Source organism: Microbispora sp. NPDC046933, from assembly GCF_040644635.1.
In the GTDB taxonomy this organism is placed as follows: domain Bacteria; phylum Actinomycetota; class Actinomycetes; order Streptosporangiales; family Streptosporangiaceae; genus Microbispora.
On record NZ_JBEYWW010000009.1, the window covers coordinates 241,415 to 256,442 of the forward strand.

General features: G+C 73.0%; 15 protein-coding genes. 11 read left to right on the forward strand and 4 right to left on the reverse strand.

Going from position 1 to position 15,028, the window contains the following annotated elements; genetic code table 11:
• The first annotated feature begins 19 nt into the window (after positions 1-19).
• From ABZ857_RS15080 to ABZ857_RS15105, 6 genes are read left to right on the forward strand one after another with little or no spacing between them, the layout of a single operon-like run.
• Positions 20-3,748 (forward strand): nitrate reductase subunit alpha, encoded by a 3,729-nt coding sequence (locus ABZ857_RS15080; protein ID WP_357043094.1) that lies wholly within the window; start codon positions 20-22, stop codon positions 3,746-3,748.
• Positions 3,748-5,352: a nitrate reductase subunit beta gene (narH, locus tag ABZ857_RS15085; RefSeq protein ID WP_357043096.1), complete on the forward strand. Its 1,605-nt coding sequence runs from the start codon at positions 3,748-3,750 to the stop codon at positions 5,350-5,352. The genes ABZ857_RS15080 and narH overlap by 1 nt, the downstream gene beginning before the upstream one ends.
• Positions 5,349-6,008, forward strand: a complete 660-nt coding sequence (gene narJ, locus ABZ857_RS15090) for a nitrate reductase molybdenum cofactor assembly chaperone (RefSeq protein WP_357043098.1) — start codon at positions 5,349-5,351, stop codon at positions 6,006-6,008. Before narH ends, narJ begins: the two co-directional genes overlap by 4 nt.
• Positions 6,005-6,721 carry a respiratory nitrate reductase subunit gamma gene (gene narI, locus ABZ857_RS15095; RefSeq protein ID WP_357043100.1) on the forward strand — a complete coding sequence of 239 codons (717 nt, stop codon included), beginning with the start codon at positions 6,005-6,007 and terminating at the stop codon, positions 6,719-6,721. The genes narJ and narI overlap by 4 nt, the downstream gene beginning before the upstream one ends.
• 2 nt (positions 6,722-6,723) lie before the next feature.
• Positions 6,724-7,281, forward strand: coding sequence for an HPP family protein (locus tag ABZ857_RS15100; RefSeq protein WP_357043155.1), 558 nt, complete (start codon positions 6,724-6,726; stop codon positions 7,279-7,281).
• A 33-nt stretch (positions 7,282-7,314) separates the two neighbouring features.
• The gene (locus ABZ857_RS15105) at positions 7,315-7,827 is read left to right on the forward strand and encodes a GNAT family N-acetyltransferase (RefSeq protein WP_357043102.1); all 513 of its coding nucleotides are present in this window, start codon (positions 7,315-7,317) and stop codon (positions 7,825-7,827) included.
• A 43-nt stretch (positions 7,828-7,870) separates the two neighbouring features.
• Here the strand turns inward: ABZ857_RS15105 and ABZ857_RS15110 are convergent, their stop codons facing one another.
• Together ABZ857_RS15110 and ABZ857_RS15115 are read right to left on the reverse strand one after the other, a co-directional pair.
• The gene (locus ABZ857_RS15110; RefSeq protein WP_357043104.1) at positions 7,871-9,238 is read right to left on the reverse strand and encodes an MDR family MFS transporter; all 1,368 of its coding nucleotides are present in this window, start codon (positions 9,236-9,238) and stop codon (positions 7,871-7,873) included.
• A gap of 29 nt (positions 9,239-9,267) precedes the next feature.
• A complete protein-coding gene (locus ABZ857_RS15115; RefSeq protein WP_357043106.1) occupies positions 9,268-10,221 on the reverse strand; it encodes a zinc-binding dehydrogenase in 954 nt (317 codons plus the stop codon).
• 96 nt (positions 10,222-10,317) lie between these two features.
• Between ABZ857_RS15115 and ABZ857_RS15120 the strand changes: the two genes are divergently transcribed.
• Positions 10,318-11,028, forward strand: coding sequence for a TetR/AcrR family transcriptional regulator (locus ABZ857_RS15120; protein ID WP_357043108.1), 711 nt, complete (start codon positions 10,318-10,320; stop codon positions 11,026-11,028).
• Between the two features lie 36 nt (positions 11,029-11,064).
• On the forward strand, positions 11,065-12,021 hold the full coding sequence (locus ABZ857_RS15125; protein ID WP_357043110.1) for a DUF2332 domain-containing protein: 957 nt from the start codon (positions 11,065-11,067) through the stop codon (positions 12,019-12,021).
• 6 nt (positions 12,022-12,027) lie between these two features.
• Here ABZ857_RS15125 and ABZ857_RS15130 read toward each other — a convergent pair whose 3' ends face one another.
• Positions 12,028-13,224 carry a cytochrome P450 gene (locus ABZ857_RS15130; RefSeq protein WP_357043112.1) on the reverse strand — a complete coding sequence of 399 codons (1,197 nt, stop codon included), beginning with the start codon at positions 13,222-13,224 and terminating at the stop codon, positions 12,028-12,030.
• Positions 13,225-13,378: 154 nt separating this feature from the next.
• Between ABZ857_RS15130 and ABZ857_RS15135 the strand changes: the two genes are divergently transcribed.
• The 3 genes from ABZ857_RS15135 to ABZ857_RS15145 all read left to right on the forward strand — a co-directional run bounded on the left by ABZ857_RS15135 (position 13,379) and on the right by ABZ857_RS15145 (position 14,712).
• Positions 13,379-13,756 (forward strand): hypothetical protein, encoded by a 378-nt coding sequence (locus ABZ857_RS15135; protein ID WP_357043114.1) that lies wholly within the window; start codon positions 13,379-13,381, stop codon positions 13,754-13,756.
• Positions 13,757-13,829: 73 nt separating this feature from the next.
• Entirely contained in the window at positions 13,830-14,414 is a 585-nt protein-coding gene (locus ABZ857_RS15140; RefSeq protein ID WP_357043116.1) for a hypothetical protein, read from the forward strand.
• 22 nt (positions 14,415-14,436) lie between these two features.
• Complete coding sequence (locus ABZ857_RS15145; protein WP_357043118.1) at positions 14,437-14,712, forward strand: Fe-S cluster assembly protein HesB; 276 nt, start codon at positions 14,437-14,439, stop codon at positions 14,710-14,712.
• A 3-nt stretch (positions 14,713-14,715) separates the two neighbouring features.
• Here the strand turns inward: ABZ857_RS15145 and ABZ857_RS15150 are convergent, their stop codons facing one another.
• Positions 14,716-15,015: a hypothetical protein gene (locus tag ABZ857_RS15150; protein ID WP_357043120.1), complete on the reverse strand. Its 300-nt coding sequence runs from the start codon at positions 15,013-15,015 to the stop codon at positions 14,716-14,718.
• Between the last annotated feature and the right edge of the window lie 13 nt (positions 15,016-15,028).

Below are 15,028 nucleotides of genomic sequence, written 5' to 3' on the forward strand. Positions count from 1 at the left end.
GCCGCAGGGAGGTCGTGACATGTTCAACCGTAGATATCGGGGGGCCGTGGAGCAGGCGGCGGCGACCGCCGCGGAGCGGCTCCTGCAGGCGGGCAGGCTGCTGCACCGGGCGGAGACGACGCCGGACCTGCGGGCTCTGTACCGGACCGATCAGGGCGTCAACGACGCTCCCTACCGGGAGCGGTGGGCGCACGACAGAGTCGTGCGCTCGACACATGGGGTGAACTGCACCGGGTCGTGCTCGTGGAAGGTGTACGTCAAGGACGGCCTGATCACGTGGGAGACGCAGCAGACCGACTACCCGAGCGTGGGCCCCGACCGGCCGGAGTACGAGCCGCGGGGCTGCCCGCGCGGAGCCGCGTTCTCCTGGTACACCTACTCGCCCACCCGCGTGCGGTACCCGCACGCCCGGGGAGTGCTCGTGGAGATGTACCGCGAGGCCAGGGCGCGGCTGGGGGATCCCGTGGCGGCGTGGGAGGAGATCACCACCGATCCCGCGAAGCGGCGGCGATACCAGGCGGCCCGCGGCAAGGGGGGCCTGGTACGGATCGGATGGGAGGAGGCGCTGGAGATCGCGGCCGCGGCCCACGTCCACACGATCAGGACCTACGGGCCGGACCGGGTCGCCGGTTTCTCCCCGATTCCGGCGATGTCGATGGCGTCGCACGCCGTGGGCGCGCGTTTCATGTCGCTCATCGGGGCCCCGATGCTGTCGTTCTACGACTGGTACGCCGACCTGCCCATCGCGTCGCCCCAGGTGTTCGGCGACCAGACGGACGTGCCGGAGTCGGCCGACTGGTGGGACGCGGCCTACCTGCTGCTGTGGGGGTCCAACGTCCCGGTGACGCGTACGCCGGACGCGCACTGGATGGCCGAGGCGAGGTATCGCGGGCAGAAGGTGATCGTCGTCTCGCCGGACTACTCCGACGCCACCAAGTTCGCCGACGAGTGGCTGCATCCCCATCCGGGGACCGACGCCGCGGTGGCCATGGCGATGGGGCACGTGATCCTCACGGAGTGCTTCGTCCGCAGGCAGGTGCCGTACTTCGCCGACTACGTCAAGCGCTTCACCGATCTGCCGTTCCTGGTGACGTTGCAGGAGCACGAGGACGGCGGCTACGTGCAGGGCAAGTTCGTCACCGCGGCGGACGCCGGGCTCGGCGCCGACGAGGGCGCCGCGTGGCGGCCGGTGCTCGTGGACGCGCGGCGGGACGTTCCCGTCGTCCCCGGCGGGACCCTCGGCGACCGGTGGGACGAGGACCGCGCCGGGCGGTGGACCCTGGACCTCGGCGACGTCGACCCGCTGCTCAGCCTGTACGGCGAGGGCGGTGAGGGTGGTGAGGGCGTCGAGAGCGTCGAGAGCGTCGAGGTGGTGTTGCCGCGCTTCGACGACCCGTCGGGTGTGGTCCGGCGCGGGGTGCCGGTCCGGCGGGTGGCCGGGCGGGTGGTGACCACCGTGTTCGACCTGCTGCTCGCGCAGTACGGGGTGGCCCGGCCGGGGCTGCCCGGGCGGTGGCCGACGGGCTACGACGACCCGTCCCTCCCGTGTACGCCCGCCTGGCAGGAGCAGATCACTTCGGTGCCCGCCGGGCAGGTGGCCCGCATCGCCAGGGAGTTCGCCACGACGGCGGAGAAGACCGGCGGCAGGGCGATGATCGTGATGGGGGCGGGGACCAACCACTGGTTCCATTCCGACACGATCTACCGGTCCTTCCTCTCGCTGCTGCTGCTGACCGGCTGCCAGGGAGTCAACGGCGGCGGCTGGGCGCACTACGTCGGGCAGGAGAAGGTCAGGCCGTTCACGGGCTGGCAGCAGCTCGCGACGGCCGCCGACTGGGTGCGGCCGTCCCGGCAGATGGCCGGCACGCCGTACTGGTATCTGCACACCTGCCAGTGGCGGTACGAGAGCTTCTCGGCCGCGGCGCTGTCGAGCGCCGCGGGCCCCGGGCTGTTCGCCGGCAGGCACACCGTCGACCTGCTCGCGCAGTCGGCCCGGCTGGGCTGGATGCCGTCGTATCCGACCTTCTCCGTCAACCCGCTGACGCTGGGCGAGCAGGCCAGGGCGAGCGGCCGCGATCCCGCCAGATGGGTGGCCGACGAGGTCGCGGCCGGCCGGCTGGGTTTCGCGTGCGAGGACCCGGACGCGCCGGGGAACTGGCCGCGGGTGCTGACGGTGTGGCGGGCCAACCTGATCGGATCGTCGGCCAAGGGCAACGAGTATTTCCTGCGCCATCTGCTGGGGGCGCAGGACGGCGCGAGCGCGCGGGAGGCTCCGCCGGAGGCGCGCCCGCGGGACGTCGCGTGGCGTGACGACGCGCCGCTCGGCAAGCTCGACCTGCTGCTCGCCCTGGATTTCCGGATGACCTCGACCACGCTGTTCGCCGATCTGGTGCTCCCGGCGGCGACCTGGTACGAGAAGCACGACCTGTCGAGCACGGACCTGCATCCGTACGTGCACGCCTTCTCCCCGGCGATCAGCCCGCCCTGGCAGGCGCGCACCGATTTCGAGATCTTCCACGGGCTGGCCCGCAAGCTCGGCGAGCTGGCGGCGGGCCGCCTCGACGTCGCCTACGACCTGGTGGCCACCGCCTTGCAGCACGACACCCCCGCCGAGACGGCTCAGCCCGGCGGCCGGGTGCCGGACTGGCGGGAAGCCGGATGTCCGGCCGAGCCGGGCCGTAACCTTCCGGCGTTCTCCCTGGTGGAGCGGGACTACACCGCGATCGCCGACAAGCTGGGGACGTTCGGCCCGCTGGCGGAGAAGCTGGGCATGACGGTGAAGGGCGTCACCGTCAAGGCGGGGCCGGAGGCGGCCTGGCTGGCCGCGCGGTGCGGCCGGGCGGACTCGGGACCGGCGGCGGGCAGGCCGCTGCTCGACACCGACGTCAAGCTCTGCGAAGCCATCCTGGCGTTGTCGGGCACCACGAACGGGCGCATCGCGGCGGAGGGCTTCGCCGCGCTGGACCGCCGCTGCGGAACGTCGTCGAAGCTGGCGGAGCTGGGCGCCTCGGTGGCGGAGCGCAGGACGGTCTTCTCGGACACCCAGGACCGGCCGGTGTTCGCGGGGACGAGCTTCGAGTGGTCGGGCAAGGAGGCCGCGGACCGCCGATACGCGCCGTTCACCATCAACGTGGAACACGGCAAGCCGTGGCACACCCTGACCGGGCGCCAGCACTTCTATCTCGATCACGACTGGATCGCCGAGCTCGGCGAGCAACTGCCGATCTACCGGCCGCCCCTGGACATGGCGGCGCTGGGCGAGTCCGGGCCGGGCGCCCCCGGCGAGGGGCGTTCCGTCCGCGTCCGCTATCTCACGCCGCACTCGAAGTGGTCCATCCACTCGGAATACCAGGAGAACCTGCTGATGCAGACGCTGGCCCGCGGCGGCCCGGTCATCTGGATCAGCGTGCAGGACGCCGAGGCGATCGGGGTCGCGGACAACGACTGGATCGAGGCGGTCAACGCCAACGGCGTCGTGGTCGCCCGCGCGGTGGTCTCGCACCGCATCCCCCAGGGCACCGTGTTCATGTACCACGTGCAGGAGCGCCTGGTGAACGTGCCGAAGTCGCAGGCCACCGGCCGCCGCGGCGGCGTGCACAACGCGCTGACGAAGCTGCTGATCAAGCCGAGCCATCTCATCGGCGGGTACGGCCAGCTGTGCTTCGCCCCCAACTACTACGGCCCGACGGGCAACCAGCGCGACGCGGTGACCGTCGTACGCCGCCGCTCCCAGGAGGTGAGCTACTGATGCGGGTGATGGCCCAGATCGCCATGGTGATGAATCTGGACAAGTGCATCGGTTGCCACACGTGTTCGGTGACCTGCAAGCAGACCTGGACCAACCGTGCGGGCACCGAGTACGTCTGGTTCAACAACGTCGAGACCCGCCCGGGGCAGGGGTATCCGCGCGGCTACGAGGACCAGGACAGGTGGAAGGGCGGCTGGCGGCTCGCGCACGGCCGGCTGGTGCCCCGGGCCGGGGGCAGGGCCCGGCGGCTGGCCCGCCTGTTCGCCAATCCCGAGCTTCCCCTGCTGGACGACTACTACCAGCCGTGGACCTACGACTACGACAACCTGACCAGCGCGCCGCTCGGTGAGGACGTGCCCACCGCCCCGCCCCGCTCGCTGGTGGACGGGCGGCCGATGGCCGTCACCTGGGGTCCGAACTGGGACGACGACCTGGGCGGCGGGCCCGGGCACCTGGCGGGCGACCCGGTGCTGCGGAAGATCAGCGACGATGTGCGGTTGCAGTACGAAGAGTCCTTCATGTTCTATCTGCCGCGCATCTGCGAGCACTGCCTCAATCCGTCGTGCGTCGCCGCCTGCCCGTCCGGCGCTCTGTACAAGCGGGTGGAGGACGGCATCGTGCTGGTCGACCAGGACCGGTGCCGGGGCTGGCGCATGTGCGTGACCGGGTGTCCGTACAAGAAGGTGTACTTCAACCACCAGACCGGCAAGGCCGAGAAGTGCACGTTGTGCTACCCGCGGGTGGAGGCCGGGGAACCGACGGTGTGCTCGGAGACGTGCGTCGGCCGGCTGCGCTACCTCGGTGTCATCCTCTACGACGCCGACAGGGTGGGCGAGGCCGCCTCGGTGCCGCGTGAGGAGGATCTCTACCCCGCCCAGCTCGGCTGCTTCCTCGACCCCGGAGACCCGGCCGTCGCCTCGGCCGCCGAGGCGTCCGGCATCCCGCACGAGTGGGTGGAGGCGGCACGCAGGTCGCCGGTGTACTCGCTCATCTCCCGGTATCGCGTCGCGCTGCCGCTGCACCCGGAATACCGGACCATGCCGATGGTCTGGTACGTGCCGCCGCTGTCGCCGATCGTGGACGCGCTGGCCGGCACCGGTCACGACGGCGAGGACGTGGGGAACCTGTTCGGCGCGATCGAGTCCCTGCGCATTCCGCTCGGTTATCTGGCCGGGCTGTTCACGGCGGGCGACATCGCGCCGGTGGAGGCGGCGCTGCGCAGGCTGGCGGCGATGCGGGCGCACATGCGCAGGCTCAACCTCGGCGAGGACGCGGACCCCGGCATCGCGGCGCGGGTGGACATGGAACCGGCCGAGATCGAGCGGATGTACCGCCTGCTGGCGCTGGCCAAGTACGACGAGCGGTACGTCATCCCCACGGCGTACGCCGCCAGGACCGGCGGTGACGACGCCGCCCACGGGTGCGGCCTGGAGACGCCCGGCGGGCCCGGCATGCTGGAGACGGGCGCCGGGGCCGCCGCCTTCCACGCTCCGCCGCGCGCCGAGGGCGACGACCGGCTGCGCGGGCGGATCAACCTGCTGAACTGGGACGGCAAGGGGCTGCCCGCGGGTCTGTTCCCGCCGCGTACGGAGGGCGGGCGGTGACGCGGCCCGCCGTACGCCAGGCGGCCTCCCTGCTGCTCGTCTACCCCGGCGACGACTGGCCGTCGCGGCTGTCGCTGGTGGAGCAAACGCTTGGCGCGCTGCCCCGTCAGGCGGCCACGGCACTGGGCAGGTTCTGCGCGGGTGCCGCCGGGGCCGACCCGATCCGGTTCGCCGCCGACTACGTGGCGACGTTCGATCGCAGCCGCCGCCGCACCCTTTACATGACCTACTACGCCGACGGCGACACCCGCCGGAGGGGCATGTCGCTCGCCCGGGTCAAATCCGTGTACCGAGCCGCCGGCTGGCGGCCCGACGACACCGAGCTCCCGGACTTCCTGCCCGTCATGCTCGAGTTCTCCGCCCGCTGCCCCGAGCCCGGAGAGTCGCTCCTCCGGGAGCACGTCCCGGGTCTGCGCCGGCTGAGGTCGGCCCTGGACGACTTCGGCAGCCCCTATGCCGACGTGGTGGAGGCGGTGCTGACCACCCTGCCGGAGGCGGCGCCCGCGCGGCGCCGCCGGGCCGGGGAGACGACCGCCGAGGCCGATCCGCCGGTCGAGCACGTGGGATTGGACGCGGGTCCGGGCGCGGGATTGGACACGGGATTGGACGCGGGATTGGACGCCTACTCCGCCGGACCGCGAGGAGGCCACCGGTGAGACATCTGCAGATCGCCCTGTGGGGAGTCCTGCCCTACCTGGTGCTGGTCCTGTTCGTGGCGGGATCGATCTGGCGCTATCGCTACGACCGTTTCGGGCTGACGACCCGCTCCAGCCAGTTGCACGAGAGCCGTCTGCTGAGCGTCGGGGGCCCGATCTTCCACTTCGGGCTGCTGTTCGTCGTCGCCGGCCATGTGATCGGGATGCTGGTGCCCGAGAGCGTGACGAACGCGCTGCGGCTGCCCGAGTCCGTCTATCGGGAGAACGCGCTGGTGGTCGGCGGCGCGGCCGGTCTGGCCGCCGTCGCGGGGCTGGCGATCCTGCTGTGGCGGCGGTTGCGGGTGCCCGCTGTGCGCCGGACCACCAGCCGCGGCGACCGCCTGCTCTACCCGGTGCTGGTGACCGTCCTGCTGGCCGGGCTGTGGACGACCCTGGTCGGGTCGACCACCGGCTCCTACGACTACCGCCTCGGGGTCTCGGTGTGGTTCCGCACGCTGTTCGTGCTGGACCCCGACGTGTCCGCCATGGCGCACGCGCCGTTCGTGTTCCAGTTCCACACCGCGGCCGGGATGCTGCTGTTCGCGCTCTGGCCGTTCAGCCGCCTGGTGCACGCCTTCGCGGCTCCCCTGGGCTACCTCGTGCGTCCGTACATCGTCTATCGGTCACGTGGCGCGTCCGCCGGCGTACGCGCCGGTCGCGGTGTCGCACGGTGACCATGCCGCCGCCGCGCGTCGTACCGCCGCGACGGAAGGCCGCCCGGCAGGCGGTCGGCACGGCGGTCCAAGCCGCCCTGTGCATTGCCGTCCCCGCCGTGATCGCGTGCCTGACCGGCCAGCCGTTCGTCTTCCCCTCCCTGGGACCGACCATCTTCCTGGCGTTGACCGCCGCCTCCGCCCCCACCGCGAGCCCCCGGAACACCGTCCTGGGACACCTGGTGAGCGCGACGGCCGGGTACACGGCGCTGACGGTCACCGGGCTCACCCGTGCCGGGGCCAACCTCTCCCACCCCGACGGGCGCAGGGTCGCCGCTGTCGCGGTCGCTCTGCTCCTGGCCTCGGCCGGCATGCTGCTCGGCGACGTGTGGCATCCGCCCGGTGGCGCGACGACACTCATCGTCGCGCTCGGGTTGCTGCGCACGCCCAGCCAGTTGCTCGTCCTGATGGCGGCCGTGATCACCACGAGCGGTGTGCTCGTGGCCGTCAACCGGTTGTGCGGGCGTCTCTATCCGGTGTGGGCCGTCCGCCTTCCTCCCGAACCGCCGAAGGCCGCTTAGCGCCCGCGCGGCCGTTCGGGGAGACTGATGCACGTGGACGTCTCGACAGGGAGCATCGCGGCGGGGCGGCTCACGCTGTGGCCGCTGACCGCGCAGGACGCGGACGAGATGGCGGAGGTGCTGGCGGGGGAGGAGCTGTACGCCTTCATCGGCGGCGCCCCGCCCACCCCGCCGGAGCTACGCGCCCGATACGCCGCGCTCGAAGCCCGCCGATCCCCCGACGGGCGGCAGGAGTGGCTCAACTGGGTCACCCGCCGCGACGCCGACGGGCGGGCGGTCGGCTACGTCCAGGCGACCGTGGTGGACGAGGGGCGGCGGGCCGAGGTCGCGTGGGTGGTGGGGACCGCCTGGCAGGGCCGGGGGTATGCCTCGGAGGCGGCGACCGCCCTGGCCGGGTGGCTGCGTGCGCGCGGCGTCGCCCGGATCGAGGCCCACATCCATCCCGATCACCACGCGTCCATGACGGTGGCCGGCCGGATCGGCCTGCTGCCCACCGATCGCGTCGAGGACGGCGAGCGCCTGTGGGCCTGGGACCGGCCGGCCTGAGAGGCCGGGTTCCGCCGTCGGTCCCTCTTCTCCTTGCGGGTGGTCACGGGCGGGCGGCGTGCGTCGCGGACGGCTCGTCCAGCGGCGCGGAGCGCGACCGCGTACGGCCGGGTAGGAACACCGCCGCCGCCAGCCCTACAGCGGTGAGCGCGAGCATCCAGGTCAGGGCCGGGGCGAAGCCGCTCGCCTGGAGGACGACGGCCATCAACGCCGTGCCTGTGCCCGCCCCGACTCGCTGGATGACGTTCCCCGCGCTGGTCGCACCCGGGATGTCGGCCGGGCGCAGGGTTTTGTAGAGGGCGACGGCGACCGGCAGGCTGCCGACGCCGAAGCCGATGCCCCGGACGAGGAGCGCCGCACCCAGCAGCGTCGTGCCGGTGTCCGCGCCGGCGAAGGCGAAGGGCACGGTGCCCGCGACGGCGACGGCCATCCCCGCGAGTACGAGCGGGCGGGGCGGCAGGCGGTCGGCGTACCGTCCGGCCAGCAGGAAGGCCAGGGCGAGCCCGACGCTCTGCGGGGCGAGCACGAGCCCGGCGTCGAACGCGGACAGTCCGCGAACCCGCTGGTAGTACAGCGGCAGCAGGAACATCGGCCCCCAGGTCGTGACGCCGAGGACGAACATCATCAGTGCACTGCCTCTGAAGGAGTGGTCGGCGAACAGCCGCAGGTCGATGAGGCTCGCCCCGCCCCTGCGGGCGGAGTGCAGGATGAACGCGGCCAGCAGCACTCCGCCTACGGCGGCACCTGTCACCGTGTCGGCCTGGATGGACGCGCCGGAGCCGCCGTCGAGGCCGGACAGAGCGTAGAGGAGGGCGACCACGGCTGCCGGGAGCAGGGCGAGCCCGACGCGGTCGAGCGGCCGGTCGGAGCGTTCGCCGTCCGAGGGGAACCACCGCAGGGCCATCGCCGTCGACGCGAGCACGATCGGAACATTGACGAAGAAGATCCACCGCCAGCCCGGGCCGTCGATCAGCAGACCGCCCAGCAGCGGTCCCGAGACGGGAGCCAGCTGGCCGACCAGACCGACGACGCCCATCGCACGTCCCAGGCGATCCGGCCCCGCGGCGCGGGCCATCGCGAGCTGCGTCAACGGGAGGATCATGCCGCCACCCAGCCCTTGGAGCGCGCGGAAGGCGATCAGGGAGCCGGCCGACCAGGCCGCTCCGCACAGCACGGAGCCGAGCAGGAACAGGCCGAGCGACGTCAGCCACATGGCACGGACGCCGAACCGGGCGGCCGACCACCCCACGAGCGGGATCACCGCGGCCATCGCCAGCACGTACGCCGTGGTGACCCACTGGATCACCGTCACGGCCGCCCCCAGCTCGCGGCGCAGCCCGTCGAGCGCGACCGCGACGATCGTGGTGTCGAGCAGAGCGGCGATCGCGCCGGTCAGCAGGGTGACGGTCACCGGCACGAGCCTCGCTCTCTCACGGCTCGTCATGGGATCAGCAGCGTCTTCCCGATCGTCTCCCGGGCCTCGATGGCTCGATGCGCCTCGTCGGCCCGGGCGAGCGGGTAGGTCTGACCGACGATCGGACGCAGCCGGCCGGCCGCCGCGTGGGCGAGTGCTTCCTCCGTCAGCGCCCGGATCTCGGCCGCGCTCGGTACGCCGCCTGAGGGGACGAGCGTCACTCGCTCGCCGGGCTCGGTGAAGGAGCCGCTCGCCATGCCGTAGACGCTCACCCGGCCGCCCGGCCGTACGGCTGCGAGGGCCTGCGCGCCGATCCGCCCGCCGACCCCGTCGAAGACGAGGTCGACGCCCGTGCCTCCGGTGGCCTCGATCACGTCGCGCTCCCAGCCCGGCCGGGAGTAGTCGACGTAGGCGACCGCGCCGAGTGAGGTCACGAGCTCGCCCTTGGCCGTGCCGCGGGCCGCTCCGATCACCTTGGCGCCCGATTCGGTCGCGAGTTGCACCAGTAGGGTGCCGACCCCGCCCCCAGCGGCCTCGACGAGCACCCACTCGCCCGCCTTCACCTCCGCCGACCGGTGCAGCAAGACCGCCGTACGACCGTCGGCGAGCAACGCGACCGCGTCACGCAGTGACACACCGGCGGGGACCGGTACGGCGTCGCCGGCGTCGGCGACGGCGAGCTCGGCGTAGCCGCCGGTGCCGCCGGTCGTGGTCACCACGGTTGCCCCGTCGAGGCCGGGATCGGCTTGCGGGCCCACCGCGACGACTCGCCCGCCGACGCCGTTGCCCGGAATCCGGGGCAGGGACGGCCGTCGCATGGCCCCCGGCCCGCGCCCGGCCCGTACCTGCGTCTCGACGAACGTGATGCCGGCGTACTCGACCGCCACGAGCACCTGGCCGGGCCCCGGCACCGGGTCGTCGACCTCCTCGAACCGGAGAACCTCAGGCCCGCCGAACCGCTCCATCACCACCGCGCGCATGACGCGCCCCCTCTCACCAATCGGAGCGAAATGCTCCGTTTGGTGGGACCATATAACGGAGCGTTTCGCTCCGCAACGGGGCTACAATCGAGGGCCATGACGGACGGTAGGCGGCGCGCCCCCCGGCAGGCGGAGGCGGAGCGGAACGACCGCGCCCTGCTCCGGGCGGCGCGCGAGGTGCTGGCCGTGGACGGCGCCCACGCGTCGGTGGCGGCGATCGCGGCACGGGCCGGGGTGGGGATCGGCAGCCTCTACCGTCGCTACCGGACCAAGGAGGAGCTCTTCCAGCGGCTCGCCACGCTCTCCCTCGACGAGACGAACGAGGCCGCGGAGCGGGGCCTCGCCGACGACGACCCGTGGGCCGGGCTGGCCGGCTTCATCAGGTCCTGCGTCGAGTTCCGTCAGGGATCGCTCGGGCCCGTCGCCGGGAGCATCGAGGTGACGGAGGAGATGTGGGCCAAGTACGCCCGCGGTGAGGAGTTGCTCGCCGCGCTCGTGGCCAGGGCCCACGAGGCCGGCGTCCTGAGACCTGACGTCACCCCTGTCGACGTCTCTCTCCTGATCGAGCAGCTCGGCACCTCGCCCGTGCTCGATCAGCTCCGCGTGCAGGGCCGCGACGACCTGATCGCGGAGGCGGCGAACGCGCACGACCGGCTCATCGCGATCGCGCTGGACGGCCTGCGCGCCGTCCATACACGGCCGCTTCCCGGCGACCCGCCCGGCAACCGGCTCTTCACCGAACGGTGGGCTCTCCGCCCTGATGCCTGTCCGCCGTCTCCGCGCCGTCGCCGGTCGGCTTCGGGCTGATTTGATGGAGTCTTCGGCGTTCCTCAGGAGGCGGGCGTGGAGACGGCGGAGTGGTACCGGTATTTCGCGGAGCGCGAGGTCAGGGGGCACAGCCCGGCCTACGAGGCGCTGGCCCTCGGGATCGCCGCCGACCCGGGGCTGCTCGAACTGATCGACGGCCTGCCGGAGCCGAAGCGGCAGCCGAACCTGCTGCTGGCGGCGGTCCGGTTCCTGGGCGGGCCGTACGACGAGTTCGGCGGCTTCCGGGAGTGGGCCGTGCGCCACTGGGCCGAGGTGCGGGAGACGATGCTCGCCCGGCGGACGCAGACGAACGAGGCGGGCCGGTGCGCGAGCCTGCTGCCCGTGCTGGCGGCGCTGCCGCAGCCGCTGGCCCTGGTGGAGGTGGGGGCGTCGGCGGGGCTGTGCCTCTACCCGGACCGCTACCGCTACCGCTACGACGACGGGCCCGAGATCGGACCGGCCGAAAGCCCGGTCCTGCTCACCTGCCGGACCAACGGGAAGGCGCCGGTGCCGGGGAGCCTCCCCGAGGTCGTGTGGCGGGCCGGGCTGGATCTCGACCCGATCGACGTACGCGACGACGAGGCCGTGCGCTGGCTGGAGTGCCTGGTGTGGCCGGAGCAGGAGGACCGGCTGGCGCGGCTGCGCGGGGCGGTGCGGATGGCGAGGCAGGACCCGCCGCGCCTGGTGCGCGGGGACGCCGCGGCCGCCCTGCCCGATCTCGTCGCCGCCGCGCCCGCCAGGGCGACGGTCGTCGTCTTCCACAGCGCGGTCATGCCTTATCTGGACCCCGAGGCGCGGGAGCGGTTCGTGGCACTCGTACGCAGCCTCCCGGTGCGGTGGATCTCCAATGAGGGCTCGCCGCGGCTGCCCTCGTTGCTTCAGAAGCTGACGGCCGAGCTGCCGGAAGGGCGGCTGGCGTTCCTGCCCGCGCTCGACGGGGAGCCGCTCGCGATGGCCGGGCCGCACGGCGAGTGGCTGGACTGGCTCGCCTGAGGAGCCTCACCAGGTGAGCCACAGGGCCTCCGGGCCCCTGTGGATGAGCGTGGGGGCCATGACGACCGGCCGGTCCGCCGCGAGCCGCAGCCCGGGCAGCCGCCGGGTCAGGGTCTCCAGCGTGATCCGCACCTGTTCGCGGGCGAGCTGCGCCCCCGGGCAGGAGTGCACGCCGTGCCCGAAGGCGAGATGGCGCCGGGCGCGCCGGGTGACGTCGAAGTCGCCGGGCCGGTCGTGCCTGGCCTCGTCCCTGTTGGCGGAGCCGTACGCGACCAGGACGGTGGCGCCTTCCGGCAGGTCGGTGCCGGCGATCGTCACCGGCCGGGTGGTGACGCGGCGGAACGCCTGGACGGGGGCGTCGTGCCGGGCGGCCTCCTCGACCGCGTCGGGGATCAGCTCGGGCCGGGCGCACAGCAGCTCCCACTGCTCGGGATGCCGCAGCAGACGCAGCACCGCGGTGCAGATCAGGGCCGTCGTGGTGAGGTGACCGGCGATCAGCAGGTTCTGCAGGTTCGACACCAGCTCCGCCCGCTGCTCCCGCGTCAGCGGCCCGGTGCCCGGCGCGAGCGCCCGGACCATCTCGGTGCACAGGTCGTCGCGGGGGTCCTCCCGCCGGTTTCGCGCGTACTCGTCGAGCAGATGCTGCAGGGCGACGACCTCGCGGGCCGCGGCGATCCGCCCCTCCTCCCCGACGGGGAGGAAGAACAGCTCCTCGGCGCGGTAGCTCGTCTCCACGGCCAGCGGCACGTGCTCGGGATCGAGGCCCAGCAGACGCCCGATCACCTCCCCGGGCAGCCTCCTGGCGTACGCGCCGACCAGTTCGATCCGGCCCGCCGAGGCGAAGGCGTCCACGAGTGACTCGGCGCGTTCCCGGATGAACGGCACGACCGAGGCGACCCGGGCGGGTGACAGTCCCCGGACGAGCGGGGTCCGGTAGCGCTGGTGCGCCTCCCCGTCGGAGGTGACCACGACGGGCGCGCCGCCGACGCCCTTGGCGAGTTCGGCGAGCACGGACGGTTCGGGGACGAAGTCGCCGCGCAGCGCGTTGGCCGAGGAGAAGACCTCCGGTCTGCGTAGCACCTCGCGCACGTCGGCGTCCCTGGCGACCAGCCAGGCGTCCATCTCGGGAAGGAAGGTCAGCCCGGGAGTGTCGCGGGCCTTCGCATAAAGGGGATAGGGATCGCGAAGCAGCGCGTCGGACATGCGGGCCTCCCGTGATCGGAATCCGGTTTCTCCCGCCATATTGATCGGCTCCGGCCCGTACGTGAACGCTTCGCGGCCGATGGGCCCGACCCGATCGCGCCCGGGCGTGGGATCCGCACCGCGGGGGGTAAGGAGAGACCGGAAGGAGAAGGGCATGCCTGACCCTGCGGAAACGGAGCGGCTGCGCCAGGTCGTGGACGAGGTCTTTCACGACCGCCTCCGCGTGACGCGCCGCGAGCTCTACTCCGCCGCCGCCGCGGACATCCACGTGCCGGCCGAGACCCTCGCCCTCCTGAACGAGATCCCCGAGGGCTCCTACAGCCGGCGGGAGATGCTGGAGGCCATCGAGGGGGCCGTACGGGACCGGGACGAGGCGGAAAGGAAGGCGCGGCCACCGGAGCACATCACCGCGCTGGAGGACACGGCCGAGGCCGAGCACGCCATCGCCGACGACACGACGCTGGACGCGCTGATCCAGGAATCCTCCGGCCCTCCGCCGGACGCGCCGCGGTTCCGGGAGCCGGGCGAGTGAGACGCCTCTGCGCACGAGAAGGGGCACGAGAAGGGGCACGAGAAGGCGCGTGAGAAGGAGGAGGGGTGACGCGATGCGATCTCGCCCGGTGACGATGTGGGTGCGGCGCTACCTGCCCGACGGCAACCCGTTACGGCGCGGAACCGACCGCGTCGAGTCCATGGCCGTCCTGGCCTTCCTGATCCTGGCCGTGCTGAGCCTGGCCGCGGCGTTCGCCGTGGGGGCCGCCGTCTTTCGCGGCGGCCTGGCCGAGGAGCACACCGGGCGGTGGGTGACGGCCACCGTCACGCGGGACGCGCCGGCCGCCACCTGGGTCGCGGTGGAGGGCACGGCCGCGCGGCTGCGCACGGGCGTCGCCTGGACCGCCCCCGACGGCCGTACGGTGACCGGGCAGGCGCCGGTCCCCTCGGCGGCCAAGGCCGGCACGCCCGTGCGGATCTGGCTGGACCGCGACGGCAGGCCGGGCGACGGCCCGCGGAGCCGGATCGACACGGTCGCGGACGGCGTCGCGTCCGGAACGGCCACGGCGGCGCTGTCGCTGACGGCCCTGCTGGCGTGCCTCGCCCTCGTCCGCCGCCGTCTGGATCACCACAGGTACGCCGCCTGGGACGCCGGATGGCTCGCGATGAACCGGCGGCGCAAGCCCGAGGACGCGTGAGCAGACACACAGGAGGCGCGCCGTGCTGACAGTCACCGACCACGCCGTTCAGGCGATCCGCGATCTGATGGTGGGGGAGTATCTCCCCGAGGAGGCGGGCCTGCGCATCGCGGCCAAGCCGGGCGAGCCCGCCTCGCTGGAGCTCTCGCTGGTGAGCGCGCCGTTCTCGGGCGACGAGGTGATCGAGAGAGCGGACGTGCGCGTCTTCCTCGAACCGCAGGTCGCGCAGGCTGTCGGCGGCAAGACGCTGGACGCGGAGACCGGTCCCGGAGGCCGCCCGACCTTCCGCCTCAGCTGAGACTCACTGGTCGCCCTCGTCTTCCTCGTCGTCGGGCGGCAGGCCGGTGCCCGCCACCGTGTCGGCGAGCTGGTCGTCGTCGAGCCGCCCGGTCGGCGGCTGCCCGAGGGTCCCGCCCGACGCCCCGCCGCCGGAGATTCCCTTGCCGCCGACGATGCCGGCGGCGTCCTGGTCCGCCTGCTCCACCGACCCCTGCCGGGTGGCCCGGATGCCGGGCGTCCGGTTCTTGAACCGCGGGTCGTCCTGCGCGTTCGTCGCCAGCTCCTCGGCGAGCTGCTTCGGGTTCGTCTTCTTCTCGTCCATACGGGCCGCCGTA

Excerpts from the sequence above, each read along its gene's own strand:
- narH (WP_357043096.1), top strand. The coding sequence starts at position 3,748 with ATGCGGGTGATGGCCCAGATCGCCATGGTGATGAATCTGGACAAGTGC.
- ABZ857_RS15140 (WP_357043116.1), top strand. The coding sequence starts at position 13,830 with ATGCGATCTCGCCCGGTGACGATGTGGGTGCGGCGCTACCTGCCCGAC.
- ABZ857_RS15150 (WP_357043120.1), bottom strand. The coding sequence starts at position 15,015 with ATGGACGAGAAGAAGACGAACCCGAAGCAGCTCGCCGAGGAGCTGGCG.
- ABZ857_RS15120 (WP_357043108.1), top strand. The coding sequence starts at position 10,318 with ATGACGGACGGTAGGCGGCGCGCCCCCCGGCAGGCGGAGGCGGAGCGG.
- ABZ857_RS15135 (WP_357043114.1), top strand. The coding sequence starts at position 13,379 with ATGCCTGACCCTGCGGAAACGGAGCGGCTGCGCCAGGTCGTGGACGAG.
- ABZ857_RS15115 (WP_357043106.1), bottom strand. The coding sequence starts at position 10,221 with ATGCGCGCGGTGGTGATGGAGCGGTTCGGCGGGCCTGAGGTTCTCCGG.
- ABZ857_RS15130 (WP_357043112.1), bottom strand. The coding sequence starts at position 13,224 with ATGTCCGACGCGCTGCTTCGCGATCCCTATCCCCTTTATGCGAAGGCC.
- ABZ857_RS15100 (WP_357043155.1), top strand. The coding sequence starts at position 6,724 with ATGCCGCCGCCGCGCGTCGTACCGCCGCGACGGAAGGCCGCCCGGCAG.
- ABZ857_RS15080 (WP_357043094.1), top strand. The coding sequence starts at position 20 with ATGTTCAACCGTAGATATCGGGGGGCCGTGGAGCAGGCGGCGGCGACC.